Source organism: Xanthomonas sp. NCPPB 2922, assembly GCF_041520885.1.
GTDB classification, from domain to species: domain Bacteria; phylum Pseudomonadota; class Gammaproteobacteria; order Xanthomonadales; family Xanthomonadaceae; genus Xanthomonas; species Xanthomonas campestris.
The window spans coordinates 1-24,494 of the sequence record NZ_JBGOFY010000031.1; the positions used below are offsets into that span (position 1 = coordinate 1).

The window sequence follows — 24,494 nt, forward strand, 5'->3', positions numbered from 1 at the left end:
CCTTACTGTGCGACAGCGGTTACACCGGAGTACGGTTTGCCGGCGGCGTGCGAGAGATTTTAGGCGAACAGCTCACGGTGCAGATTGCCAAGCGCAGCGAACTGCACACCTTCAAGGTCATGCCCAAGCGATGGATCGTCGAGCGTAGTTTTGCTTGGCTGGAGAAGAACCGGAGGCTATGGAAGAACTGCGAGCGCAAACTCAACACCAGCCTGCAGTTCATCCATTTGGCCTTCTTGGCACTATTACTCAGAAGATCGTGAACAGGTTCTTAGGCTGGTATTAGGCGAACGAGGCGCTGCGTGGCGCTCCAGTCACATGCGGTTTGCGATCAACGCGCCGCGTCTTTAAGTCCTTGCGCGTGCGCAAGCGCACCGGTGGACGTCAGCAACCGCGGCAATTCCTCGCGAAACGCTTCCGCGCTCCCCGGCAGCGCCCAGCTGCTGAAAGAAGCGCCTTCAAACATCACGTGATCGCGCAGCAGCGGTACATCGCGCCCCCGCAAGAGAAAATTGAAGCAGGCTTGCCAACGTGGGCCCGGCGCTGCCGAGAGGTGGACGGTGACTTTCTGGCCTGCGTCGGCAGAGCCCATCGGGCCGATGCTGACGGTGCGTGCTGTGATCTGGTTCCCACTGTTCATTCAGCCATCATCACAATTGCTGCGTCGCGGCGCCGTGAGCCACGCTCCGGGCCACTGAGGCCCGCCCGGTGGCCTGGCGCTGAGCTACGACGCGCGCTTCAGCGCAGTGACGCTGCTGGCTGGTGCGTATCGCACCGCCGCCGACAGCCGGGAGTCTGTCGCAGCAGGCGCGCCCGGCCGCTGCCAAAGCAAACGAGAACTAAACGCGATTGGGCGACGGGTTCAGCCAAGGCCCCCATCGCCGCTAACGGACTGGTCGAGTTCGCTAACCCGGTGCGCCGCGTCGGGCGGACAGCGATCGTGTTCCGCCTCCCGTGCATGGCATGGGCCCTCCCCCGCATTCGATCGAACCTATGTCCTTCTTCTCAAACCTGCGGATCGGCCAGCGCCTCGCGCTCGGCTTTCTGGCGTTGATCGTCCTGATGGTGATGCTCACGGTGGTGGGCATCCAGCGCGTACGCGCGATTGACCAACGGCTGACGCAAATCAATGACGTCAACAGCGTCAAGCAACGCTACGCGATCAACTTCCGCGGCAGTGTGCACGACCGTGCCATCGCCCTGCGCGACGTGGTGCTGATGAACACCACCGCAGACCGCCAGGCTGCCGAGCATGCCATCGACAAGCTCGCCGCCGACTACGCCCGCTCGGCGCAGCCGCTGGATGCATTGCTGGCCACCTCGTCGGACCAGAAAGAGAAGGACATCCTGCAGTCGATCAAGGCGATCGAGCAGCGCTCCATGCCGCTGATCGCGCAGGTACGCTCGCTGCGCGATGCGGGCGACCGCCTGCATGCGGAAGAAGACCTGTTGAAGCAGGCGCGCCCGGCCTTCATCGACTGGCTTGCCAGCATCAATGCCTTCATCGACCTGCAGGAGGCCAAGAACCGAGAGGCGGCCGAAGAAGCCGTTGCCACTGCGCGCGGCTTCGCCATGCTCATGGTGGTGTCCACCATCGTTGCCCTGCTGCTGGGCGCGGCCATTGCCTTGCTGCTGACGCGCAGCGTGGTGTTGCCACTGCGTCAGGCGCTTGGGCTGGCCGAGCGCATCAGCGCGGGCGATCTGAGCAGCCGCGATGTGGCGGCAGGCGCGGACGAATCCGGCCAGTTGCTGCGTGCGATGCAACAGATGCAGGCGCGCCTGCAGGCCGTGATTTCCGCCCAGCGCGAAATGGCCGCGCGCCACGACGCAGGCGCGATCAGCTATCGCACCGATGCGGAGCGGTTTCCCGGCGACTACGGGCACATGGTGCAGGACACCAATGCGCTGGTCGATGCGCATGTGCGCACGCAGCTGCGCATGACCGAAGTCATGGGGCGCTACGCGGTTGGTGATCTTGCGCAAGACATCGAGCAGTATCCCGGCGAGAAGGCTGCCATCACCGCCACGATGTCGCAGGCCAAGCAGAACCTGCATGCGATCAATGCGCAGATCCAGGAACTCACCGAGGCCGCTTGCGCGGGCAACTTCAGCCGCCGCGGCCAGGCTGACCGATTCGAGCATGCATTTGCACGCATGGTGGACAACCTCAACACCATGATGTCGACCTCCGACACCACCCTGTCCAGGTTCTCGGCACTGCTGCGCGCCATTGCCCAGGGTGACCTGACGGTTCGCATGCACGGCAACTTCCAGGGCGTGTTCGCCCTGATGCGCGACGATGCCAACAGCACCGTGGCGCGGCTCACCGAAATCGTTGCCGGCATCCAGGAGAGTTCCAACAACATCGGTTTCGCCGCCGAAGACATCACCGCCGGCAATCAGGCGCTGGCCAGCCGCAGCGCGCAGCAGGCCGCCAACCTCGAAGAGACCGCAGCATCGATGGAAGAGCTGACCTCCACCGTCAAGCAGAACGCCGACAATGCCCGCCGTGCCAATGCGCTTGCGCTGGGCGCGGCCACCGTGGCGTCGGAAGGCCGCGATGTGGTCAGCCAGGTGGTGGAGACGATGTCGGGTATTGAAGTCTCATCCAGGCGGATCGCAGACATCGTGTCTGTCATCGATGGGATTGCGTTCCAGACCAACATCCTGGCCTTGAATGCCGCCGTGGAAGCCGCACGCGCCGGCGAGCAAGGCCGTGGTTTCGCGGTGGTGGCATCGGAGGTGCGCACGCTCTCGCACCGGTCGTCGGATGCAGCGAAGGAAATCAAGATCCTGATCGCGCATTCGGTCCAGCAAGTGGCGGACGGTGCGGTGCTGGTGCACAAGGCAGGCGCCACGATGGGCGGCATCGTGGATAGCGTGCAGCATGTCACCGACATCATGGGCCAGATCGCCGCAGCGTCGCAGGAACAGGCCAGCGGCATCGAGCAAGTGAACCAGACCATCACCCAGATGGACGAGACCACGCAACAGAACGTCGCCCTGGTGGAAGCCGCCAACGCCGCCGCGCGTTCGCTGGAGAAGCAGTCCGCGCAGCTGGTGCAGGCGGTTGACGTGTTCAAGGTTGCCGCGCTGCACTGAGGCCACATGCGCTGGTTGCCGCCGCCTGTCTCAGCGGTGGGCGGCGCCGGCACGGCGCATTAGACAGTCAGATCGCGTCGCGTCCGGTGACATTGTGCGCGTGGCAAGGGCGCTGGGTGATTACCGCATCAGCCGAAGAAGTGGAGAGAGTGACCCCCGCGCCGAACCGCACAGCTGCACGAGCAGTCTGTGCGCCGCAGCTACACCGATCGCCTTGGCGTGACGGTGCTCGGGCACCGTCAAACGCGCCGATCACAGCTTGACGTTGAACGACAGGAACGCGGTGCGCCCCGGTGCCGGTGAGAACATCGGTTGATCGTTGCCGCCCCAGAAGAAGTTGTCGTACCAGGTGTAGGCGTACTCGCGGCCGAACAGGTTCCTCACCTGCAGGTCGAGGCTGATCCGTTCGGACAGCTGGTAGCGTGCGCTCATGTCCACCAACGCAAAGCCGCCGAACTTGCCTTGCGTGTTGCGCTCTTCGATGTAGTAATCGCCCTGCATCCGGCCTTGCACGCCGAAGGTCCACTGCGCGTTCGGGCGGTAGTCCGCGCCGATGTTGCTGATGTAACGCGGCGTGGCGATCACTTCATTGCCGGCTAGCGCATCGCCGGCAGTGGTGAAGGCGCTGATGACCTTGGCCTCTTGATACGCATGCGATGCCCACAGCACCCAGTGCTCGCCCAGGTGCGAGGACACCTGCAGGTCGACGCCCCGCCGGCGGGTTTCGCCCAAGCCCACCGTGGTGCCTGTGGCCGGCATGTTGGCCACTTCGTCGGTCGCATCCTGTTGCCAGACGGCCAGCCGCGCCTCGGTGCCGGCGGCGGGGGCGAACTTGATGCCCACTTCCTGCCCGGTGTTGATCGATGGGCGAAACGTCTCCTGGCCGGCGGTGAGATACGCAGGCGCGGTCGAGCCGGTGAGCACCTGGAAGGTCTTGCCCCAGTTGGCATAGACATGCAGGCCCGGGTTTAACGAATACACCACGCTGAGCTTGGGTTGCTCGATCCATCCGGTGTGCTGCAAGGGTGCGGTCACGCCACCAGGAAGGCGCGTGTCGCCGCTGAAGCGGTCCACACGGAACGCCGGCACGATCTTCAGCGCCGCGGTGGGCGTCAGCACGGCCTGCACGTAGGCGCCGACGTTCTCCAGCGTGTAGCGGTCGTCGTTCTGCACGCGTGCCGGTGGGGCGTTGAAGTCGGTCGGCACGCTGTAGGCGAAGCGCAGGCGGCGGTAGCCATTGTCTTGGTGCTCGACATTCGCCCCACCCTCCAGGGTCAGCAGCTCGCTTTGCCGCCAGGTGATGGTGCTCAGCATGCCGGTCTGCTTTTCGTCCCATTCGCGTTGTTGCCGCGGGGCATTGCCGGTGGGGAAACTGGTGAATGTCACGCGCCGGGTTTCTTCGTAGCTGTTGTAGTACAGCTTGTTGTTGAAGTGCAGGGTGTCGCTGAGCCGCAGGTCCAGATGCACGCCGAGATGGCGCATGTCGCGGTCCGCGCCATCGTTGGCGTTCTTTGCTGCCGAGGCGGTGCGATCAGTGGCCAGTTCTTCGGCGGTCATGAACCCGGGTTCGTCGGCTTCATGGTGATACACGCGCGCGACCAGGCCGAGCTTTGCGGTATCCGCGTCGCTGCCGACAAACCATTTGCCGCCCAGCGAATACTTCTGCGAGGTGTCGTGGTCGCGGTAGCCATTGGAGTCCTGCACGCCCACGAAGTAATTCTGTGCGAACCCGTCTGCCTCACGGCCGACGGCCAGCTGCGCCTCGCGGGTGTCGAAGCTGCCATAGGTCAGCCGGCCGTCGGTGTAGTTGCCACCCTGGCGGGTGCCGAAATTGATGTTGCCGCCAATGTTGTGCAGCCCGTAACGCGGATCGTTGGTGCCGCGCACCACTTCGATGTAGTCGATCTCCAGCGGGAACACCATGTCGATGAAGCGCTGATTGCCGCTGTTGACGTTGCTGGGCACGCCGTCGATCAGGATCTTGATGCCGTTGATGTAGCCCTCACCGTTGAAGGCGCGGAACGTAGCCTTACCGGATTCCGTGCCCTGGCGTGTTTCGGTCAGCTGGATGCCCGGCATTTGCCCGAGCAGCTCCCAGCTGTTCATGACGTTCTTGTTTTCGACCTGGTCGCCGCCCAGCACATCCACCGAGGTCAGGACCCGATTGGCGGCGAGCTGGCCGCGCCCGCCCTGCCGCACATCCACACTGCCCATCGTGACCGCCGAGTCGTCTGACTCGGCGCGCGCATCGTTTGCAAACGCCGCTGCCAGCATGGCGGGCACCAACACCTTGATTCTCATCTACGTTCGACCTTCGATCTGCGCACCGTTGCTGTATCGATATATTATAACGTAATTGGATCAGCGCCCAGGCGCGCTGGACACCTGCAATGCCGCGCATGACCGAAGTGCGCCGCGTACTCGCACTCAGGCGCGTTGCCACTCGCGTATCGCCCTGCATCTGCAGAACCCGGATCAGCCGCCTACGTATGCGCAAGTGCTACGCGCTGCCCTTGAGATCTGCCTCCCCTGCACGGCTTGCTAGCATCCATACCCCAGCACCACCTACGTCACCCCCCTTCCCCACGCGTCATGACCTATCTCTCGCTCTTTGCACTGGCGCTGATTGCAGCCACCTTGCTGCCGGCACAGTCCGAGGCGGCGTTGGTGGCGTTGCTGCTGGACGGCGGTTCGGTGTGGGGCCTGGTCGCCGCTGCAAGCGCCGGCAACGTGCTCGGCTCGCTGATCAACTGGTGGATCGGGCGCGAGGTCACGCGCTTTCAGGGCCGGCGCTGGTTTCCCATCAAGCCGTCTGCCTTGCTGCGTGCACAAGCCTGGTACGGCAGGTAAGGCAAGTGGTCGCTGCTATTGAGCTGGATGCCGATCATCGGCGACCCGCTGACGCTTGCCGCCGGTGTCATGCGCGAACGCCTGAGTGTGTTCCTGATGCTGGTCACCGTGGCCAAGACCACGCGCTATGCGGTGCTCGCATGGGCCACGGTGGGGCTCTCACGCTGACGCGTATTGCCCGTGCGCGCGTAACCGCCAAGCCGGCCCATCCGCACAACGCCTTCACCCTGCCGCCTTATGCTGGCGCGGCGTTGGACAAGCGGTGCAACGCATTCACGGACACTGCATCAGGAGACGTCATGAACAAGCTGCACATGTTGGTATTGGCCGGGGCAATGCTGGGCCTGAGCGCGCACGCATCGGCCGAGGTTGTGAACCTGACCAACAGCGCCGACGGCGCCAATCGCGACGCCGGCATTACCGCGGTAAAGCAAAAACTGCAGGACGCATGCAAGGGACGCAAAGGCACGCCAGACATGGCGTCGTTCGAGGTGGTCTTCGAAAAGACCAGCACCAACCCTGACGTTCCAAAGCCGTATTACGTGGATGGCAAACTCAAATGCGACGTGCCCTGAGCATGTCGCGCTGACCTGCCGGCGCAAGCCTGGCACTGCCAACGAGAACCCCGCTACGGCGGGGTTTTTTCGTTTGGCGCTCGCGCAATGGCGCGCTCGCTGCGTCGCCGCCTATCGGCCGGGCGCGCTGCCCGCTGCTGATATAGTGCCGCGATCACGCGGGGCGCCGTGCCTGCCGCGCATTACAGGGAGTTGTCATGGGTCTTGTGCAGGCGGTTGCAGGTGCAGTGGGTGGCGTTCTTGCCGACCAGTGGAAAGATTTCTACACCGTGCCGGTGGGCCTGCCTGCAACGGCTGCCGTGTTTGCCGCGGTGCCGCACGCTAGTAATGCCGGACGCGGCGCCAACACCGGTGCATCTTCCAACGTCATCAGCAATGGTTCCAAGATCGTGGTCCCGGAGGGCTATGGGTTGCTGCTAATGCAAGACGGCGCCATCACCGCGTTTGTCGCCGAAGCTGGCGGTTACGAGTGGCGCTTGGACGATGTCAACGCGCAATCGCTGTTTGCCGGCGACGGCCTGGTGTCGCCGTTGATCCGGCAGAGCTGGGAGCGCTTCAAGTTCGGTGGCCAGCCTGGCACGCAGCAGGCCGCCTTCTTTGTGGCGCTGAAGGAGCTGCCCGACAACCGCTTCGGCACGCAATCGGAAATCTACTGGGACGACGGCTTCCTGGGCACGCAGGTCGGCGCGGTGACGCGCGGCTCATACACGCTGAAGATCGTCGACCCGATCCTGTTCGTGAAGAACTTCGTGCCGGCCAGCTATTTGCAGCCCGGACAGGTGTTCGACTTCACCGACCTGGACAATGCGGCCGCCGGCCAGTTGTTCAACGAAGTGGTGAGCGCGCTTGCGCCGGCCTTCAGCCTGTACACCAACGACACCGCCAAGGGCAATCGCATCACCCGGCTGCAGCAGGATGCGCTCGGCTTTGCCAAGAGCCTCTCCGCTGCGGTGGAAGAGGCGTATCAATGGCAGTCCGATCGCGGCCTGGCCATCGTCAAGACGGCCATTGTGTCGATCGAATACGACGCCAACACGCGCGAACTGCTCAAGACCGTGCAGCGTGCCGATGCGTTGAGCGGCGCGCGCGGCAATGCCAATCTGCAGGCGAGTGCCGCGCAGGGCCTGCAATCGGCCGGCGAACACGGCGGCGCGGCCGGACTGGTTGGCGTTGGCATGGCGACCGGCATGCTGGGCGGTTTGGGCAATCTGCAGCAGCCCGCCGCACCCGCAGCGCAAGACCCGGTGGCGACGTTGAAGAAGGCCAAGGAAATGCTGGACCTCGGGCTGATTACACAGAGTGATTACGACGCCGCCAAGGCCAAGGCGCTGGGCTTGTAAGTCGCAGGCCCGCCCATGTCCAGCTCCAGCATTCCGCCGCCGCTGCCACCGTTGCAGCCACCGCCGCTGCCGCCTGCAGCGCATGGCCCAGGGTCGCCGCAGGGCGTGCCGCCGTTACCGGGACAGATGGCCATCGACCCGGCCACCCTGCCCGCGCCGATCCGCGCCGAACTGCAGGCGCCCGACCCGCTCGCCATCGGCACCGCCGCGGCCGAATTAAAAGATGGCCTCAACCGGTGTCCCAAATGTGGCGCCACCGATATCCGCCCCAAGCTCGGCACTGACCTGCTGGTGTGCCAGTACTGCCGCCACACCTGGGATGGCGCGCGGGTCGAGGAAGCGTATGGATTCGGCGCCGGCCTGGCCGAGTTGCGCGGGACGGTCATCGCCTCGGGTGCGCGCAACATCCAGGCCGATGCCAATAGCCTGATGAGCTTCAAATGCAGCGGCTGCGGCGCGGAAGTCACCATCAATACCGATAGCGCGATGACCGCGCGATGCCACTGGTGCCGACACGTGTTCGGCGTCAACGAGCAGGTGGCCAATGGCGCGGTGCCCGATGCCGTGCTGCCCTTTCATATCGACAAGCAGGACGCGGTGGCGCGCATCCGCCAGTTCGTCGGCAAGCGCCGCCTGTTTGCACTGAAGGCCTTCAAGCAACAGTTCACCCCGGAGAACGTGGTGGGCGTCTATCTGCCTTACATGATCGTCGATGGCAACGTGAGCGCCAGCGTGACCGGCGTGGGCGAAATCACCACGCGCACGTACACCCAGGGCACCGAGAAGAACAAGAAGACCTATTACGATGCCGACATCTACGCGGTGAAACGGCAGGTGGAATTCACCGTGGACGATCTGCCACTGGAGTCGTCTTCCGAGCGTGGCAATCTCGATAGCCGGGTCACGACCAACAACATCATCAACACCATCCTGCCGTTCGACACCAAGAATGCGGTGCAGTGGAACGCGTCGTATCTGTCAGGCTTCAGTTCGGAGCGGCGCGACAGCAATATCGAGCAGCTACGGCCACGGCTGGAAGACCAGTTGCTGTCGATCGCGCGCGCACAGGTGGAACGCTCGGTCAGCCGCTACGACCGCGGTGTGCGCTGGGAGCGGGAACAGCTCGAAGTGCACGGCACACGCTGGGTGTCGATGTATCTGCCGGTCTGGCTGTATTCCTACCATCAGCCTGGCCGCAACGGCGGCCTGCTGCACTACATCGCAGTGAATGGCCGCACCGGTGAAACCATGGGCAGCGTGCCGGTGCAGCAGTGGAAACTGCTGCTTGCCGCGCTGGTCACCGGTACCGTGATCGAAGCGGCCGCACTGTGGTTTTTGGCGGTGATCGCATGAGCGACAATGTAGGGCTGCTGGTGTTGCTGGCCGGGCCGATCGGTGCAAGCACACTGTACTGGGTCTTGTATCAGTACTACCGCAACACCGGGCAATCACATGCCTTCGAGCGCGAGACGCTGGTCGAGGCCGAACCGGTGACGTGTTCGGACACCAGGATCGTCACCATCACCGGAACACAGCGCAAGCAGATCGATGGCGACAATGTGGCGGCGTATCGCACGCGTGTGCGGCGCGATACATCGCAATAACGCCTTGACGTGGAATGCCGCATGCACCGGCCGGCCCCGAGCTTGAATGCGTTATGGCGCCGTGCGGTCGGCCGGGACTGGGCGCGGCACGCACACGGCGCTTAGAGCGGCTAACAAAACGTAGGGAGCAGCCGTCAGGTGGGTGCGGACGGCGCGGAGGAATCGGAATTTACGTGGGTACATGCCGATTCCGAGCACCGGCCGCGCCCGCCTGGCGGCTGCGCAGTCGTTTTGATAGCTGCGCTTAATCCTGCTCCGGGTCGGAGGCTTTGCTCAGCGGGCAACCGCCGGCGATCTCGCGCAGAGTAAGCGCAACGCCGGCCTGCGGTGGTTCTACCAGAGTCTCGGGCGGTGGCAGCGATTCGCCCCAGACGCGCATGGCGTCGAACACCGCACGCAGCTCCTCGCCCCGCGGCGTCAGGGCGTAGACCACGCGCGGTGGCGTCTCCGCGTAAGCGGTGCGGACCACCAGGCCGGCCGTTTCGAATTGCCGTAAGCGATGGGTCAGCGTGTGTGCGCTGATGCCGAGCAGGGCACTCCTGAGTTCGGTGAACCTGCGCGGCCCGGCGAGCAGTTCGCGCACGATCAACGACGCCCACGGCCCCTCCAGCAACAGCAGGAACCGCGCAACCCCGCAGCAGGGTTCTTTCGCAGTGCTCATGTGCGCCGTCCATCGGTGCAGTTGACTGGACCAAGGGCGCTCGCCCATCGTGCAGCGGCAGCAGGTGTGCCCTGCCCGCTCGCAGCACCTGCGTTGCGCGCAGGCTGCAGCAGGTGCACGGTGTAGATGTTGCTGCACCGCGTGCCTGCACGGCTGGCGGTGTGGTGTTGTTCCGGACATCCACGCGCAGCGCGCCGGCCGCACTGACAGCCTGCAGCACGCGCCCACGCACGAGGCCTTGCATGATTCGCGCAACCCAGGACCATCCCGCAGGATCGAAGCACGCACTGGTGGTGATCATCCTGGCGCAATTGCTGGGCACCTCGCTGTGGTTTTCGGTCAATAGCGCGGCCGAGGATCTGATGCGGCAATGGGCCAGTGGCCCGGCCAGCATCGGTGTGCTCACCATCGCCACGCAGCTCGGTTTCATTATCGGCACCTTGAGCTTTGCGTTGAGCGGGCTGGCCGACCGCTTTGCGGCCCACCGGATCTTTGCCAGCTGCTCGATCGCCGGCGCGGCCTGCAACCTGGGCTTTGCGGTGTTCGCCGATGGGGTGGCGAGTGGTCTGGTGTGGCGCTTCCTGGTAGGGCTCAGCCTCGCAGGCATCTACCCCTTCCGGCATGAAGCTGGTGGTGCACTGGGCGCCCCAGCACGCTGGCAAGGCACTGGCATGGCTGGTCGGCATGCTGACCCTGGGCACCGCGCTGCCGCAAGGCATCAAGGCGCTGGGCGCCGCGCTGCCCTGGCAGATGCCAATCCTGGTGGCCTCCGGCCTGGCCTGCATTGCCGCATGCATGATCCTGCGGCTGGGGCCCGGCGCGCAGCGCGCAGTCGGTGCGCCAACCAGGCTGGCGGTGGGTGCGGTCTGGCAGGCGTTTGCGGTGAAGGATTTCCGCGCGGCCACGCTGGGGTACTTCGGCCACATGTGGGAGCTGTATGCGATGTGGACGCTGACGCCGTTGCTGATCGCGCAGGCCGGGCTGGCACAGGCGCTCGGGATGCACCCGGCGGCACTGGCGTTCTGCGTCATTGCCGCCGGTGCAGTCGGCTGCGTGGTGGGCGGGCAGCTCAGCAGCCGGCTCGGCAGTGCGCGTGTTGCCGCGGTTGCGTTGCTGCTCTCGGCGCTGTGCTGTGCGGCATTTCCGTTGGTTGGCGCATGGCCCGCTCCGGCCACTGTCGCATTGATGCTGCTCTGGGGCGCCAGCGTTGTGGCCGATTCGCCGCAGTTCTCCGCACTGGCTGCGCGCGCCTGCCCGCCGGGGCTGGTGGGCAGCGCCCTCTCCATGCAGAACGCGATCGGCTTTGCGATCACCGTGGTCGCCATCGGGCTTACCACTCAGCTGGTGGAGACGCTTGGCCTGCAGATTGCCTGGGTGCTGCTGCCAGGCCCATTGCTGGGCCTGGTCGGGCTGTGGCCGCTGTGGCGCAGAGCCGGCGCGGGGACCGGCTAGCACTGCCGGCCGGTGCTGCCGATCGCGCCGCGGCACACGCAGCAGCCCGGCATCGATCACTGCATGTGTCCGGCGTGGTGGTGATCATCGTCCGGCGCTGCAGCGCCCATCGCACGCACATCGAAGCGCAGCTCCACCCGTGGCGCATGTTCGAAGACGAGGGTCGCCATGACCGGCTTGCCGACTTCGAACGGCGCATGCGGCCCGATGAACATCAGGTGGGTGCCACCCGGCCCCAGCACGACCGTTTCGCCCGGTGGCAGCACCAGCCCGTCATCGAGGCGCCGCATCTTCATGACGCCACCGTCCATGCGCATGTCATGCAACTCCACCTGCGCGCTGGCCGACGACTCCACCGCGACCAGCCGCTCTGGCGTGCTGGATTGATTACGCAAGGTGACGTAGCCGCCGGCCACCGGTGCGCCAGGCGGCGTTGCGCGCGACCAGGCGTTCTCTGCTACCACCGATGCAGCGGCGGTGGTAGGGGCCGTTGCCGGGGGTGTCGCAGGTGCCGGCGTATCGGCCGCAGCCGCTGGGGTTGCCGGCGACTGTGCAGCATCCGGTGCTTGCGTGTCCTTGCAGGCGGCCAGCGTCAATGCACTGATCGCAACCAGAAGTAATAAACGTGTGCTCATCGGTGTTCTCCGTCTACGTCGTGTGGCGATGCGTGGCGGCGTGTGTGCCGGCACGGGATGGGATGGAGCGGTGTCGCACGATGGCGCCACTTAGAGCGGCTAACAAAACGTAGCGAGCAGTCGTCAGGTGGGTGCGGACGGCGCGGAGGAACCGGAGTGTACTGGCGTACATGAGGATTCCGAGCACCGGCCGCGCCCGCCTGGCGGCTGCGCAGTAGTTTTGATAGCTGCTCTTACTACAGTGCCAGCACCTGGCGAATATCGGCGGCAACGGTTTCAACCGTCTGCTCATGGGTGAGGCCAACGCGTAATTTGCCTTCGCGATCGAACACAAAACTGCGGGTGGAATGGTCGATGGTATAGGTCTTGCCCATCGGCACCTTGGCATACACCACTTTCAGATTATCTGCCGCCACCCGAATCTCCCCTTCGCTGCCGGTGAGGCCGATGAAGTCAGGATCGAAGGCTTTGACGTAGGTGCGCAGCACGTTGGGAACATCGCGTTGCGGATCCAGCGTGGCGAAGGCGAATTGCACCTGCGCCGCATCTGCGCCCAACGCGCGTTTCACTTGCGCGGCACGCGCCAGGGTAGTCGGGCAGACATCCGGGCAATTGGTGAAGCCGAAGAACAGCACCAACACCTTGCCGCGAAAGCTGCGCAATGGCCGTGGAGTGCCTTCGGTATCTTTCAGATAGAAGTCCACGCCCCGCCCCATGCTGCTGAGGTCCGTGCCGGTGGGTGAGAACGAGCTCGCCCATTGTCCGCACCCAGCGATGGCACACGCCATGCCCAGCACGATGCCCCGTATTCCCAGCCGTTTCAGCTGGCTTACAACACCCCGCATGTGTAACTCCTTTCGTTGTCTGCAGACGGCATCGCCGCCCTGCGTACGCTGACCCTGAGGGTGAGCGCGTGGATAGGTTGCCGAATGCGACGCCCTAGGCGGCATCCGGTTCGATCGCGTTGTCGGATTCGCATGCTTTGCCTGGGCACCGCGGTTGGTTGGCGCGCGCGCTCGGTGACTGGCGCGGGTTGGCGCTGCACTGGGACACACGCCTGATATCTGCCTCGGTGACCAGCGCCAAGGTTGGGAGCAAGGTCACCAAGACAACGCAGGGCGTTGCCGCCGCAGGTGGCGGCAGAGAAAAATACGACATACGAAACGCTCCAAAGCACGTAAAACGCAGCCAGCCGTGGGCAACGCCCAGCGCTGACACACTCACTCAGCGTATTCAGGCCTGCAGCGGTGGCCCACGTGGCGTATGCGCGCGCCATCGCGCCTTCAAGGACCCAGGCGCTACGGTTCCTTCGCCGGGAACGGCCGCGCGCAGTAACGGGAACACCAGCAAGACGACCAACAACCACGGCAATAGCCTTGCCGAGAGCACGCAGTAATCGCAGGCCAATGCTCCATGCGCTGCTCCATGATCTTCGTGGTTCATGCTGCCCGGCCAGGCATCCGGTGCTGCACTGTTGATGCTCGCCGGACTTTCACCGCCAGCGATCTTGGCAAGCAACAGCACCGAGCGCGTGGCATTGCCAGCCTGATCGGGTTGGCTCTGGCACAGCGGCGCATCCAGAAAACGCTGTGCGCCATTGAGTGTTCGGCTCACCAACGGCGCGCACACCAACAACACCACGGCCAGGCAGGCCAGGTGCTGCATCAATCGGCGCAAAGGGGGAAGTGGCGTGGACACCGGCGAAGTGTAATGAAAAAACAGCGGCCGGGCTGCGACGCATTGTCGCAGCGCCAGCCCAGCTCAGTGTCGGCGCGTTGCAGGGTAATGAGGGGGCGCCGTGGACCAGTGCTGCGTTGACAGATGGCAGCACAGCCGCCTGCATCGCTTCGACATGCAGCGCCTCTGCACGATGCGCGAAGCATTCAGCCAGTTTCCATTAGTGCAGTTGAAGTAACCGATGGACGCCTCCCATGCTCCGGCGCCATCCCTCCAACCGCTCACACAGGAGCATGCAATGACCTACATCATCCACGGTGCCACCGGCGCTCAGGGCGCCCCGGTCCTCACACAGCTGCTGGCTGCCGGAAAGCATGCCGTTGCAGCAGTGCGCGACCCCGATGCGCATGCAGGCACGGCCGCCATCCGGGTCGACAACACCTCCGTGCAGTCGCTCACCGAGGCGTATCGCGGCGCGAAGGGTGTCTTTATCCATTTGCCGGTCGCCCCGGAAGAGGCGCGCCTTGCACAGGCGAATGCCATCGTCGCAGCGATCGCTGCGGCCAGGCCGGCACGGGTGGTGATCTCCACCAGCGGCAGCATCGTTGATGCCCCCGGCAACGCGCTGCAGGCGCCGGCAAGTGCGGCAATCACCGTGCTGATCGAAGGTGTGCAGGCCACTGGCGTCTCCACCGCGATAGTGGCGCCGCGGCTGTTCCTGGAGAACCTGCTGCTGCCCATGGTGATTGGCGGCGCGCGTGCCGAGGGCGTTCTCGGCTACCCGATTCGTGAGGATTTCGCGGTCTCCTGGAGTTCGCATCTGGATGTTGCCGAGGTAGTTGTGCGGTTGTTCGAGATGCCGGATTTACGCGGTGTGGTTGGCGTGGGTCACCTCCCCGGCCTGCTCGGGAGCGATCTCGCGGCCGGCATGGCGAAGCAGCTGCAGCGCAGCGTGGCTTTCCGCGCTGTATTACCGGCTGACTTCGGCAAACTTCTCGAGCCGATGCTGGGGCCGGCTGCCGCGGGGATCGCCGGTTTCTATCAGGCGCTCTGGCAGGCTTCGGCAAACACCATCGATCCGGCCAGCAGTGCCCAGCACTTGCTTGGGCTGAGCCCGCGCTCGGTGGCGCAGTGGTTGCGTGACGTTTCGGCATCGGCTGCAACACCCAGCTGACAACGGCCTGCATGCGGACGCAGCGCCCGTACGTGGCTGTGTTACCGCAGTTGGCAACATGCCGCGTAGCCCATCACGGGCTCGTAGTGACCCAGCGGACGTGAATCCGAAACCTACGCAATGCTCAACATTCTTCACTCAAGCCCCCGGGGTGCAAGGCAAGCCTGTACATTGCGGCTCCCTCCTCCCCTGCGATGGCGCCATGACTCTTTCCAGGAACACATTGCTCGCCGTTGCCACCGTGATGGCGCTGAGCGCCTGCAAGCGCGATCCGGCCACAGCGCCAGGCGCAACCGCGCCACCGGCAGCTGCACCTCAGCACGCTCCACAGCGCGCAGCATTTGATACGCAGGAACTGCAGCCCACCATCAGCGCCTGCCAGGACCTCAACGGCTTCGTCAATTCCAAGTGGCTTGCCAAGACAACCATTCCTCCCGATGAGACGGAAGTTGGCAGCTACCCAATGCTGCAGGACGAAAGCGATGCTGCCCAGCGCGAGATCGTGGAGGCGCTGGGCCGATCGAAACCTGTGGAGGGTTCGGTTGAGCAACTGGTGGGCACGTTCTACGCGTCCGGTATGGACGAAGCCACAATCCAGCGCCTGGGCGATGCACCCATTCGCCCGCGGCTCGCGCAGATTGACGCGCTGAAAACGCCGCAGGACGTTGCCAATTTCATTGCTGCACGCAATACCCAAGGTGCCGGGCTGGTCTTCAAGTTCGGCGCCTACCCGGATTTCCAGGATGCGTCGAAGGTGATCGCCTATGCCGAAGAGAACGGCATGACGCTGCCATCGAAGGAGTATTACACCGACCCGCGCTATGCCGACATTCGCAAAGCGTATCTGGCCTATATCACTCAGTCCTTCGTCCTGACCGGCGCGACGCCCGAGGCTGCAACAGTGCAGGCCAAGCAGGTCTTGCAGGTTGAAACGGCGCTCGCAGCGGCATCGCTGAGTCCGGTCGAAGCACGCGACCCAAAGACCCAATACCATCTGGTCAGCGTTGCACAGGCCGACGCAGTGACGCCGCATTTCTCGTGGAAGGCGTATCTGGCCGCGCAGGGGTTGAGCACGGATCAGCGTTTCTCCCTCTCGCAGCCGCGCTTCTTTGCAGGCTTCGACCACCTGTTGAAGACCTTGCCCGTCTCGCAATGGCAGGCCTATTTACGCTTTCGCACGATTGACGATGCGGCGTTCGCCCTAAGCAAGCCGTTTGTCGATAACCGCTTCGCGTTCCGCTACAAGACCATGGACGGACAGCAGGCGCAGCGGCCGCGCTGGAAGCGCGTGCTGTTTGCGACCAATGAAGCCATCGGCGAGGGTCTTGGCCAGCTGTATGTGGCAAAGATGTTCACCCCCGAAGCCAAGCAGCGCGCAACAGAGCTGATCGAAAACATCCGCCAGGCACTCAAGCTGCGGATCCAGCAGGCAGACTGGATGACAGCGGAGACCAAGTCCGCTGCATTGAAGAAATGGGCAGGATTCGTCGTCAAGGTTGGCTACCCGGATCACTGGCGCAGCTGGTCGGGCCTGCACTTCGAGCGCGACGCCTATTTACGCAATGTGGAAACAGCCGCGGCGTTCAACTATCGCTATGAGCTTGCCAAGGTCGGCAAGCCAGCGGACCGGACCGCGTGGTTCACCACGCCGCAAACCGTCAACGCGTTCTATTTTTCGCTGGACAACAGCATCAATTTCCCGGCGGCGGTCTTGCGTCCTCCCTTCTTTGATGTGACCGCGGACGACGCGCTGAATTACGGCGCCATTGGTGCCGTGATGGGACACGAGGCGACCCACGGCTTCGACGATCAAGGCAGCAAGTTCAATGCGGTTGGCACCAACGTCAACTGGTGGGCACCGGCCGATCGGGCCGCCTTCACTGCGCGCGCCAGCAAGCTGGTCACCCAGTTCAACGCCTACACCCCGCTGCCGAACAAGCCGGACGTGCACGTCAACGGCGAACTGACGCTGGGAGAGAACATTGCCGACCTCGGTGGCATCAATATTGCGTTCGATGCGTTGCAGGCCAATCTACAGCGGCATCCAAAGCGTGGTGCGGATATCGATGGATTTACGCCGCAACAGCGGTTCTTCCTCGGCTGGGCAAGACTGTGGCGCGGCACCATGCGCGAGGAGAAGCAGCTCAGCTTGCTCAGCTCGGATGGTCATGCGCCCTACGCGGTCCGCACGAATGCATCGCCGTCGAATATGCCGCAGTTCGCCACCGCGTTTGGATGCAAGCCGGGCGACGCGATGGTCCGATCGGAACAGGACCGCGTCGTGATCTGGTAAGACCATACCTGCGCCTGCGGGAGGACGCAGACACGGGTTCGCTGCAGTGGCGGACCCGTGCAGCGCTAATGCGCGCCTACCAGTTCTGATCGGCGAATGCGCTGCAGATCAACGCTGCGCCGGGCGCCAGCCCGCATCCAGTGCTTCCCTGACGCTGCAGAACATCCGCTCGCCATGGGCCGGGGCGATGCGTGTCTTTGCGTAGTCGCGCTGTCCGGGCAAATGGAAGATCTTGGCGCCTTTCGCCGAGACATTGCCCTTGATGGTGCAGCGTGCATTGATCGGTGAGGACGTGCCTGCCGCAGGCTTGGCAGAAGCATTGCGTTTTGCGCGCCGGTACTCCGATGGGGTCTGGAAGCTGCCGCTCCACAGCTGGCTCGCCTGCTGGCGGGCAATGGCTTCGTCAGCGACAAACGCGGTGGCGTATTGCCGATACGCCACGGCCCAGCCCGAACGCACCATCCACGCGTTGATCGACTGGCCTTGCACGAAGCACTCGGCCACGATGCGCCCGTAGCGATCTGTATCTTTGGGCTGGCAGCGCACCGTCTTGTCCTGCACGTATGCATCCAGTGCAGCTGCGGCGCGCCGGCCGCACGGCCATGCCTGGCCATTGCGGGCGATGCATTGCTGCGCGCTCTCCGGCGCGTCGATCCCCCACAGACGAATGCGCTGCTGCGCCACGGTGAGGGTATCGCCATCGGTGACGGTGGCGCGACCGATCAGGTCTGCCGCCAAGGCGGGTGAAACGGTGAGCACACCAATAACGCACAACCAAGCTCTGAACCACATCAACAACAACATCCTTCTACATCAGGCAGCGCAGGACATCCGTGCGCGCTGGCCTTGGTGCAACGTTGCGGTTGCGTGTGACGTCGAGCAATCCATCGGGCTCGACACCAGGGCAGACACCACCGTCTGCCCTGCCTTGGGGCAGGCACTTTAGCGGTTACCGGCAGGGATTGGCAGTTCGGTGTTAAGAGCAGCTATCAAAACTACTGCGCAGCCGCCAGGCGGGCGCGGCCGGTGCTCGGAATCGGCATGTACCCACGTACATTCCGGTTCCTCCGCGCCATCCGCACCCACCTGACGACTGCTCGCTACGTTTTGTTAGCCGCTCTAAATGGTGCGCCCAACCCGGCGGCGATATGGGCACTGTGCACGCACATCGCTGCTGCGCCCCTAACTGCGCATGCCCAGCTGCGCGCGTGCGGTGTCCAGTGTGGTCATGATCTGCACCACTTCGTCGAGTGGATGCAGCGGCGATTCGGTGCGACCTTCGCCGATGAAGCACGCGGCAGCGGTCGCTTGCCAGCAGAGCCCGTCATAGCCGCGGATGCCGGTCGGGTCCTGCCACAGCGCTGCGGCAGTGGCATCGCTGTTGCCTGCCAGCTGCAGCGTGGTGGGATTGTGGAACGAGGCGCCCAGGTCGACGCGCGCCTCGGTGCCGCTCACGTAAGCCGTGGACGTACTGCGGCCAACGATCGAGCTGATCAAGGTGGACTGCGCGTGTTGGCCGTGCGAGAGCACCAATGTGGAAAATGCATCCACGCCGGTGTCAGTGAGTGCGCCGGTTGCGGTGATGGCCGTCGGTGTGCCGAGCAGCATCGACGACAGCTGCACGGTGTACACACCCAGGTCGAGCAAGGCGCCGCCACCCAGCGCCGGATTGCGCTGCCGATGCGCAGGATCGCTGGGCCCCAACTGACTCAGGTCCGCAAAGACGTGGCGCACGCTGCCAAGCGCGCCGCTCTCGGACAGGGCCCTGAGCACCAGCGCATGCGGCAGGTAACGGCTCCACATCGCCTCCATCAGAAACAACCCACGTGCGCGGGCTTCCTGCACCAGCACACGTGCGTCTGCCGCGCAGGTGGTGATGGGTTTTTCGATCAGCACGTGCTTGCCCGCGCGCAATGCGAGCAAGCCCTGCGCCAAATGTTCGCTGTGCGGCGTGGCGATGTAGACGATGTCGACCTGCGGGTCGTCCACCAGTGCCTGGTAACTGTCGTACGCACGCGGGATGGACCAGGCCTGTGCAAACGCATCCGCACGTGCCCGCGAGCGCGAGGCCACCGCGAACGGCTGTTGCCGGGTATGGCCGCGCATGGCCTTGACGAAAGCTGTGGCGATGATGCCGGGGCCCAGAATGCCCCAGCGCAGCGATGGCTCGCCCTGGTTGGGAACAAATAGCGCGGGTTCGGGAAATGTCAGCGATGGCATGCATGGCCCTTTCTATGACTGGCGCGATGGTAACAAAGCGCCGTTCCATCATCGTGCGTGTGCCTCGTTCGAACGTTGGCCACGACACCTCATGCCATGCCAGCGCGTTTTTCGAACAGCACGCCTACTCCACACACCGACCATGCCAACGCGCATCGGCCGTGTGCCCGCCTCCTTCGAAGCGGGCACACCGATTCAACGCCGTTGAATGCCGATCAGGGAGCGGCCGGCTTCGCAGCCGGAGTCACACGCCAGATGGTGTTGGCCAGATCGTCGGCCACGATCAGCGCGCCACGCGGATCCACGGTGACGCCGACCGGGCGGCCACGGGTCAGCCCGTCGTCGCCGTAGAAACCGGAGAGGAAGTCGATCGGGTCGCCTGCCGGGCGGCCGTCGCGGAACGGCACGAACACCACCTTGTAGCCCGCCGGCGGATCGCGGTTCCAGCTGCCGTGCTCGCCAACGAAGACGCCGTCTGCGAATTTTTCGCCCATGGCCGCCGACGAAAACGCAACGCCGAGTGCAGCCACATGCGAGCCCAATGCGTAATCCGGTGCAATGGCGGAGGCCACTTTTTGCGGATCCTGCGGCATCACGCGCGTATCCACATTCTTGCCCCAATAGCTGTAAGGCCAGCCATAGAAGCCACCTTCGCGCACGGAGGTCAGATAATCGGGCACCAGATTCGGACCGATCTCGTCGCGCTCGTTGACCACGGCCCACAGCGCGCCGCTCCCCGGCTGGATCGCCAGCGCGGTGGGGTTGCGCAGGCCGGTGGCATAGGCCTTATGTGCGCCGGTGGCGGCATCCACCTGCCAGATGCGTGCGCGATCGACTTCGGCGGGCATGCCGCGTTCGGTGATGTTGCTGTTGGAGCCGATGGCGACATACAGATAGCGCCCGTCGGCGCTGGCGGTGAGCGCCTTGGTCCAGTGATGGTTGATGGCAGACGGCAGCTCGGTCACCACCGTTGGCGCGCCGCTGGCCTTGGTCTGGCCTTCGCTGTAATCGAAGCGCACCAGCGCGTCCTGGTTGGCCACGTATAAGGCGTTGCCGATCAACGCCAACCCGTAGGGCGCATTGAGCTTGTCGGCAAACACGGTCTTGAGTTCGTAGGTGCCGTCGCCGTCGGCGTCGCGCAACAACGTGAGCCGATTGCCGCTCTTTACCGAACTGGTGCCTTTGGCCTTGATCTTGCCAGCGATCACGTCCTTGGGCTTGAGATTGGGCGCACCGCCACCGCGTCCCTCGGCCACCAGGATGTCGCCATTGGGCAGCACCAAAGTCTGGCGCGGAATGCCCAGGCCGGTCGCAATCGCTGACACGCTGTAGCCAGCCGGTACGGTGGGGCGGCGGTCGTTCCATGCGGCCGGTTTGGCAATCAACATGTCGGGCATCAGGCCACGGTGCGGTGCCGGCAACTCCGGCGCAGCGCCGTGCTGTTTGGCATCCGGTGCCTGGCCGCAGGCGGCCAGTGCAGCGGCCAATGCGGACACGGCCAACACAGTAAATGGACGGCGGCTCATCGTGCACCTCCCGTCCGCAGACTGGCGAAGCCCGCCCAGGTGGCCATCAGCGCGAACAGCGTGACGATGACCGACAACACCAGTGCCATCGGCATGATCGCCCAGGCGTCGCGCGCATGATGCAACGCGTTCCAGAAACCGATCACCCAGGTGGCCACCAACGCAGCGACATACAGCACATGCCGGCTACCGCGCACGAGCCCGACGATGCCGCAGAGCAAGGCGATGCTGGTGAACACCATCGCGCCGACCAGCAGCCAGGAGGCGAAGTTGCTCCACTGGATCTGGTAGCTGCTCCAGTACGCGTAGTCGCTCAGCAACGCGCCCAGGAACAGCGGCAACACGCCCCCCAGCACGGCTGCATGAAACGGGTGGATGGCCCATGTTCGTGGCGGGACAGCAATCGACTGCATGGCGGGCTCCTCTGTAACGGTGTTTTGAATGCACCGATGCTGCCACTGCGGTGTGCTAAGGCTTGTGATGTTTGCGGATGCAGAAGCGCGCATCGTCGCGTGATCACACGCGTCAGGCGGTTGGTCATCTATGCACGCGCGTTGCCGGTGCGCGCACGCAACGCGCCAGGCAATAGTCCTTGGTGCATGCCTACAGGAACAACGGCACCACCGATGCACAAGACGGTGCTCGACGTGTGCGTCGTCGGCATCGTCATCGTCTGAAAGCACCAAGCGCACGCAACCACCATGCATCGTTGACCAGACTGGGCTGCCGACCCGACTTGATGATCGAAGTCGCCTGCTGTGCTCTTGCCTCTACCCATTCCCCACTCTCGATTCCCGATTCCCCATCTCAGCGACGAATGCCGTCCGCCGATGCCGGGCATCGTGATCCAGCACCCCACTGTCTGGATCGCTCTGTCCTCTTGATGCGATCAATGCAGTCCAGGCCATCACAACGCCCCGGCCGCAGGCCCTGCCGCCTGCCCCGTCGATCTGGCAGCCCTGTTCGTTTGCCTGTCACCGCCCAGCGCGCAGGCAATTGGCACTAGACTGGCGCCACTTTGCGCCGCGCGGACTGATCAGCCCGCTTCTGCGCCCTTCCGGCCCGCGAGACGCACCATGCGCCCTTCCTCCGCTCCATCCGCGCTGAATGCCATCGCCGAGATCGAAAGAATCTCCGCCGTGCCGCAGATCCTGGAAACCGTCGCCCACATCACCGGCTCGCGGTTCACCGCCGTGGCCCGCGTCACCGACACCAGCTGGGTGGCCTGCGCCACCTACGACACGCTCGGATTCGGTCTGAAGCCCGGCGGCCAGCTGGAAGTGGAATCGACCATCTGCCACGAGATCCGGCTGTCGCCCAAGCCGGTCATCTTCAGCCATGCCAGCCAGCATCCGGTATACGCGCACCACCACACGCCCAAGTTGTACAGGCTGGAGAGCTATGTGTCGGTGCCGATCTTCCGGCGCGATGGCGGCTTTTTCGGCACGCTGTGCGCGATCGATTCCGCACCGGCCAACTTCGACGAAGCACATATCCTCAAGTCGCTGGAGTTGTTCGCCCTGCTCATCGGCAACTCGCTGGAGACCGAAGAAGAGCTGCAGCAGGCGGCAACGGAGCTGTCTGCGGCCAACGATGCAGGCGAGCTACGCGACCAGTTCATCGCCGTGCTGGGCCACGATCTGCGCAGCCCGCTGCAGTCGATCAGCATGGCCACCGAAATGCTGCAGCTGGAGCCGCAATCGCCACGTGGTGCGTCGTTGCTGGGGCATATCCGCACCAGCCTCACCCGCATCGGCGGCCTGGTGGATGACGTGCTCGACTTCGCGCGCGGGCGCCTGGGTGGCGGCATTCCGGTCACCTTGCGGGCGGAAGATGCGCTGGAGCGTCGTCTGCTGGAGGTGGTGCAGGAAGTCCGCTCCGCCACCGGCCGCACCGACCTGCATGCCGACATCCACATTGGCGGCGAGATCGTCTGCGATGCGCCGCGGTTATCACAGCTGTTCGCCAACCTGCTCAGCAATGCAGCCGTGCACGGCACGCCCGACATTCCGGTCACCCTGCGCGCCTGGCAGGCTGCCGGCATGCTGCACCTGAGCGTGCACAACGGCGGCGTGATTGCGCCGGAAAAGCGCGCCAAGTTGTTCAGCCCGTTCTCGCGCGACGACGACGACGCGCCGCAACCAGGGCTGGGGCTTGGGCTGTATATCGCGGCGGAAATCGCCAAGGCGCACGCGGGGCGCTTGTCGGTGAGCTCGGACCTGTTGGCCGGCACCACCTTTACCTTCGAGATGCAGGTCGCACCGGCGCAGCCGCAGCACTGCGTGCCGGCGACGAAGACGCGCTGGCCCGCGACGACGCACGCCAGCGGGCGATGCAGGGCTAACACCTGCGTTGCACGGTCATGCACGCTGCCAGTGGCGTGCAACGTGATCGCCCACGCCGACGCCGATCGGCACGGTGACTTCCGGGCGGCGCGTCGCGCAGGCGCGATGGCCTAGCCTCGCTGATCGATGCAGCCGCATCAGGAGTGACGCATGCCGCTGAGATCGGTCCGGACCACACTCGCGGCCTTCGTGCTGGTCGCCCTGGCACCTGTCGCCATCGCCGCCACGCAGGATGAAGAGGTGGTCGTACGCGCCGCCGATGCCGCTTTCTGGAAGGCCTATAACGCGTGCGATCTGCCCGCCGCCGGCAAGCTGTTGAGCGCGGATGTGGAGTTCTATCACGACAGAACCGGGCTGACCCGGACACGCGACGGGTTGATCGAATCGTTGCGCAAAGGCCCCTGCGCCGATGCCAACATGCGGTTGCGTCGCGAAGCGATCGACACCAGCCTGGCGTTCCACCCGCTCAGCCGCGGCTATGCACTGTTATCAGGCCAGCATCGCTTTTACGTGCAGCGGGCCGGCGCGCCAGAGTCGCTGGATGGCCAGGCATCCTTCACCACCGTGTGGATCGCCGATGGCGGGCAATGGCGCATGCATCGCGTGCTCAGCTACGCACATGGCCCGGCACCGTACACGCCGCCAGCACGCACCCTCGCCCTCCCCGCTGCAGTGCTGGCACGCTACGCCGGCCAGTATCGTTCTGCACGCATCGGCAGCATCGTGGTCGTGGCCGATGGGGACCATCTGCGGCTCACCGCCGGCAGCTTTGTCGCCACCTTGTATCCGGAATCGACGACCCGCTTCTTCGCGATGGAACGCGACCTGCGCTTTGACTTCGAAGCCGATGCAGCCGGCGCAATCGTCGCGCTGGCCGCCTACGAGCATGGCGAGGTCAGCGACCGTGCAGTGCGCGAGCCCTAGCCGCGGCGGTGCAGCCACGCCCGCGCAGTGGCAGCCCCACCCATTCCACTCATCCTCACCACGACCATTCGGCCGCCCCGGCGACCGCAGGCCATGGGTCGCTTCGAGCCCCGTCC

The 24,494-nt window shown here is 64.6% G+C and carries 21 protein-coding genes, 3 other RNA genes and 1 pseudogene; 13 read left to right on the forward strand and 12 right to left on the reverse strand.

Going from position 1 to position 24,494, the window contains the following annotated elements; translation table 11 throughout:
- Positions 1 to 263 (forward strand): transposase (locus tag ACD584_RS20510; protein WP_372357328.1); only part of this gene is annotated, 263 nt, incomplete at its 5' end.
- Positions 264 to 331: 68 nt separating this feature from the next.
- On the opposite strand, the gene ACD584_RS20515 is transcribed toward ACD584_RS20510, so the two are convergent.
- Positions 332 to 640: a hypothetical protein gene (locus ACD584_RS20515; protein WP_012438427.1), complete on the reverse strand. Its 309-nt coding sequence runs from the start codon at positions 638 to 640 to the stop codon at positions 332 to 334.
- A gap of 353 nt (positions 641 to 993) precedes the next feature.
- Between ACD584_RS20515 and ACD584_RS20520 the strand changes: the two genes are divergently transcribed.
- Positions 994 to 3,102, forward strand: coding sequence for a methyl-accepting chemotaxis protein (locus ACD584_RS20520; protein ID WP_076036967.1), 2,109 nt, complete (start codon positions 994 to 996; stop codon positions 3,100 to 3,102).
- Between the two features lie 252 nt (positions 3,103 to 3,354).
- Here ACD584_RS20520 and ACD584_RS20525 read toward each other — a convergent pair whose 3' ends face one another.
- Positions 3,355 to 5,403 (reverse strand): TonB-dependent receptor, encoded by a 2,049-nt coding sequence (locus tag ACD584_RS20525; protein ID WP_076036966.1) that lies wholly within the window; start codon positions 5,401 to 5,403, stop codon positions 3,355 to 3,357.
- Positions 5,404 to 5,694: 291 nt separating this feature from the next.
- Between ACD584_RS20525 and ACD584_RS20530 the strand changes: the two are divergent.
- The 5 genes and pseudogenes from ACD584_RS20530 to ACD584_RS20550 all read left to right on the forward strand — a co-directional run bounded on the left by ACD584_RS20530 (position 5,695) and on the right by ACD584_RS20550 (position 9,471).
- Positions 5,695 to 6,120 (forward strand): annotated as a pseudogene (locus tag ACD584_RS20530) (YqaA family protein).
- Between the two features lie 131 nt (positions 6,121 to 6,251).
- Complete coding sequence (locus ACD584_RS20535; RefSeq protein ID WP_076055272.1) at positions 6,252 to 6,527, forward strand: hypothetical protein; 276 nt, start codon at positions 6,252 to 6,254, stop codon at positions 6,525 to 6,527.
- A gap of 197 nt (positions 6,528 to 6,724) precedes the next feature.
- Complete coding sequence (locus ACD584_RS20540) at positions 6,725 to 7,867, forward strand: SPFH domain-containing protein (RefSeq protein ID WP_076036964.1); 1,143 nt, start codon at positions 6,725 to 6,727, stop codon at positions 7,865 to 7,867.
- 15 nt (positions 7,868 to 7,882) lie between these two features.
- On the forward strand, positions 7,883 to 9,220 hold the full coding sequence (locus tag ACD584_RS20545) for a TFIIB-type zinc ribbon-containing protein (RefSeq protein ID WP_162277136.1): 1,338 nt from the start codon (positions 7,883 to 7,885) through the stop codon (positions 9,218 to 9,220).
- Complete coding sequence (locus tag ACD584_RS20550; RefSeq protein ID WP_175611656.1) at positions 9,217 to 9,471, forward strand: hypothetical protein; 255 nt, start codon at positions 9,217 to 9,219, stop codon at positions 9,469 to 9,471. The genes ACD584_RS20545 and ACD584_RS20550 overlap by 4 nt, the downstream gene beginning before the upstream one ends.
- Positions 9,472 to 9,579: 108 nt before the next feature.
- Here the strand turns inward: ACD584_RS20550 and ACD584_RS20555 are convergent.
- A non-coding RNA gene (locus ACD584_RS20555) (sX9 sRNA) lies at positions 9,580 to 9,654 on the reverse strand.
- A 61-nt stretch (positions 9,655 to 9,715) separates the two neighbouring features.
- Positions 9,716 to 10,132, reverse strand: a complete 417-nt coding sequence (locus ACD584_RS20560) for a helix-turn-helix domain-containing protein (RefSeq protein WP_070692961.1) — start codon at positions 10,130 to 10,132, stop codon at positions 9,716 to 9,718.
- Positions 10,133 to 10,765: 633 nt separating this feature from the next.
- Here ACD584_RS20560 and ACD584_RS20565 point away from each other — a divergent pair.
- Positions 10,766 to 11,584, forward strand: coding sequence for an MFS transporter (locus ACD584_RS20565; protein WP_254843724.1), 819 nt, complete (start codon positions 10,766 to 10,768; stop codon positions 11,582 to 11,584).
- A gap of 56 nt (positions 11,585 to 11,640) precedes the next feature.
- Here the strand turns inward: ACD584_RS20565 and ACD584_RS20570 are convergent, their stop codons facing one another.
- The 4 genes from ACD584_RS20570 to ACD584_RS20585 form a co-directional block, all read right to left on the reverse strand.
- Positions 11,641 to 12,219 carry a copper chaperone PCu(A)C gene (locus ACD584_RS20570; protein ID WP_175611655.1) on the reverse strand — a complete coding sequence of 193 codons (579 nt, stop codon included), beginning with the start codon at positions 12,217 to 12,219 and terminating at the stop codon, positions 11,641 to 11,643.
- Positions 12,220 to 12,316: 97 nt separating this feature from the next.
- Positions 12,317 to 12,391: non-coding RNA, sX9 sRNA (locus tag ACD584_RS20575), on the reverse strand.
- 64 nt (positions 12,392 to 12,455) lie between these two features.
- Positions 12,456 to 13,064, reverse strand: a complete 609-nt coding sequence (locus tag ACD584_RS20580; RefSeq protein WP_228423450.1) for an SCO family protein — start codon at positions 13,062 to 13,064, stop codon at positions 12,456 to 12,458.
- Between the two features lie 388 nt (positions 13,065 to 13,452).
- Positions 13,453 to 13,884, reverse strand: a complete 432-nt coding sequence (locus tag ACD584_RS20585; protein WP_076036961.1) for a DUF2946 family protein — start codon at positions 13,882 to 13,884, stop codon at positions 13,453 to 13,455.
- 310 nt (positions 13,885 to 14,194) lie between these two features.
- Between ACD584_RS20585 and ACD584_RS20590 the strand changes: the two genes are divergently transcribed.
- Together ACD584_RS20590 and ACD584_RS20595 are read left to right on the forward strand one after the other, a co-directional pair.
- The gene (locus tag ACD584_RS20590) at positions 14,195 to 15,070 is read left to right on the forward strand and encodes an SDR family oxidoreductase (protein WP_076036960.1); all 876 of its coding nucleotides are present in this window, start codon (positions 14,195 to 14,197) and stop codon (positions 15,068 to 15,070) included.
- 202 nt (positions 15,071 to 15,272) lie between these two features.
- Complete coding sequence (locus ACD584_RS20595) at positions 15,273 to 17,363, forward strand: M13 family metallopeptidase (RefSeq protein ID WP_076036959.1); 2,091 nt, start codon at positions 15,273 to 15,275, stop codon at positions 17,361 to 17,363.
- 108 nt (positions 17,364 to 17,471) lie between these two features.
- On the opposite strand, the gene ACD584_RS20600 is transcribed toward ACD584_RS20595, so the two are convergent.
- Positions 17,472 to 18,167, reverse strand: coding sequence for a thermonuclease family protein (locus tag ACD584_RS20600; RefSeq protein WP_076036958.1), 696 nt, complete (start codon positions 18,165 to 18,167; stop codon positions 17,472 to 17,474).
- Positions 18,168 to 18,404: 237 nt separating this feature from the next.
- Here ACD584_RS20600 and ACD584_RS20605 point away from each other — a divergent pair.
- Positions 18,405 to 18,479, forward strand: a non-coding RNA gene (locus ACD584_RS20605) — sX9 sRNA.
- A gap of 66 nt (positions 18,480 to 18,545) precedes the next feature.
- Here the strand turns inward: ACD584_RS20605 and ACD584_RS20610 are convergent.
- The 3 genes from ACD584_RS20610 to ACD584_RS20620 all read right to left on the reverse strand — a co-directional run bounded on the left by ACD584_RS20610 (position 18,546) and on the right by ACD584_RS20620 (position 21,522).
- Positions 18,546 to 19,583 (reverse strand): Gfo/Idh/MocA family protein, encoded by a 1,038-nt coding sequence (locus ACD584_RS20610; RefSeq protein WP_076036957.1) that lies wholly within the window; start codon positions 19,581 to 19,583, stop codon positions 18,546 to 18,548.
- Positions 19,584 to 19,798: 215 nt separating this feature from the next.
- Positions 19,799 to 21,109: a sorbosone dehydrogenase family protein gene (locus ACD584_RS20615; protein ID WP_076036956.1), complete on the reverse strand. Its 1,311-nt coding sequence runs from the start codon at positions 21,107 to 21,109 to the stop codon at positions 19,799 to 19,801.
- Complete coding sequence (locus ACD584_RS20620) at positions 21,106 to 21,522, reverse strand: DUF2231 domain-containing protein (RefSeq protein WP_076036955.1); 417 nt, start codon at positions 21,520 to 21,522, stop codon at positions 21,106 to 21,108. Before ACD584_RS20620 ends, ACD584_RS20615 begins: the two co-directional genes overlap by 4 nt.
- A gap of 663 nt (positions 21,523 to 22,185) precedes the next feature.
- Between ACD584_RS20620 and ACD584_RS20625 the strand changes: the two genes are divergently transcribed.
- Both ACD584_RS20625 and ACD584_RS20630 read left to right on the forward strand, forming a co-directional pair.
- Positions 22,186 to 23,568, forward strand: a complete 1,383-nt coding sequence (locus ACD584_RS20625) for a GAF domain-containing sensor histidine kinase (protein ID WP_228438017.1) — start codon at positions 22,186 to 22,188, stop codon at positions 23,566 to 23,568.
- Positions 23,569 to 23,604: 36 nt separating this feature from the next.
- A complete protein-coding gene (locus ACD584_RS20630) occupies positions 23,605 to 24,378 on the forward strand; it encodes a DUF4440 domain-containing protein (RefSeq protein WP_076036954.1) in 774 nt (257 codons plus the stop codon).
- The last annotated feature ends 116 nt before the right edge of the window (positions 24,379 to 24,494 follow it).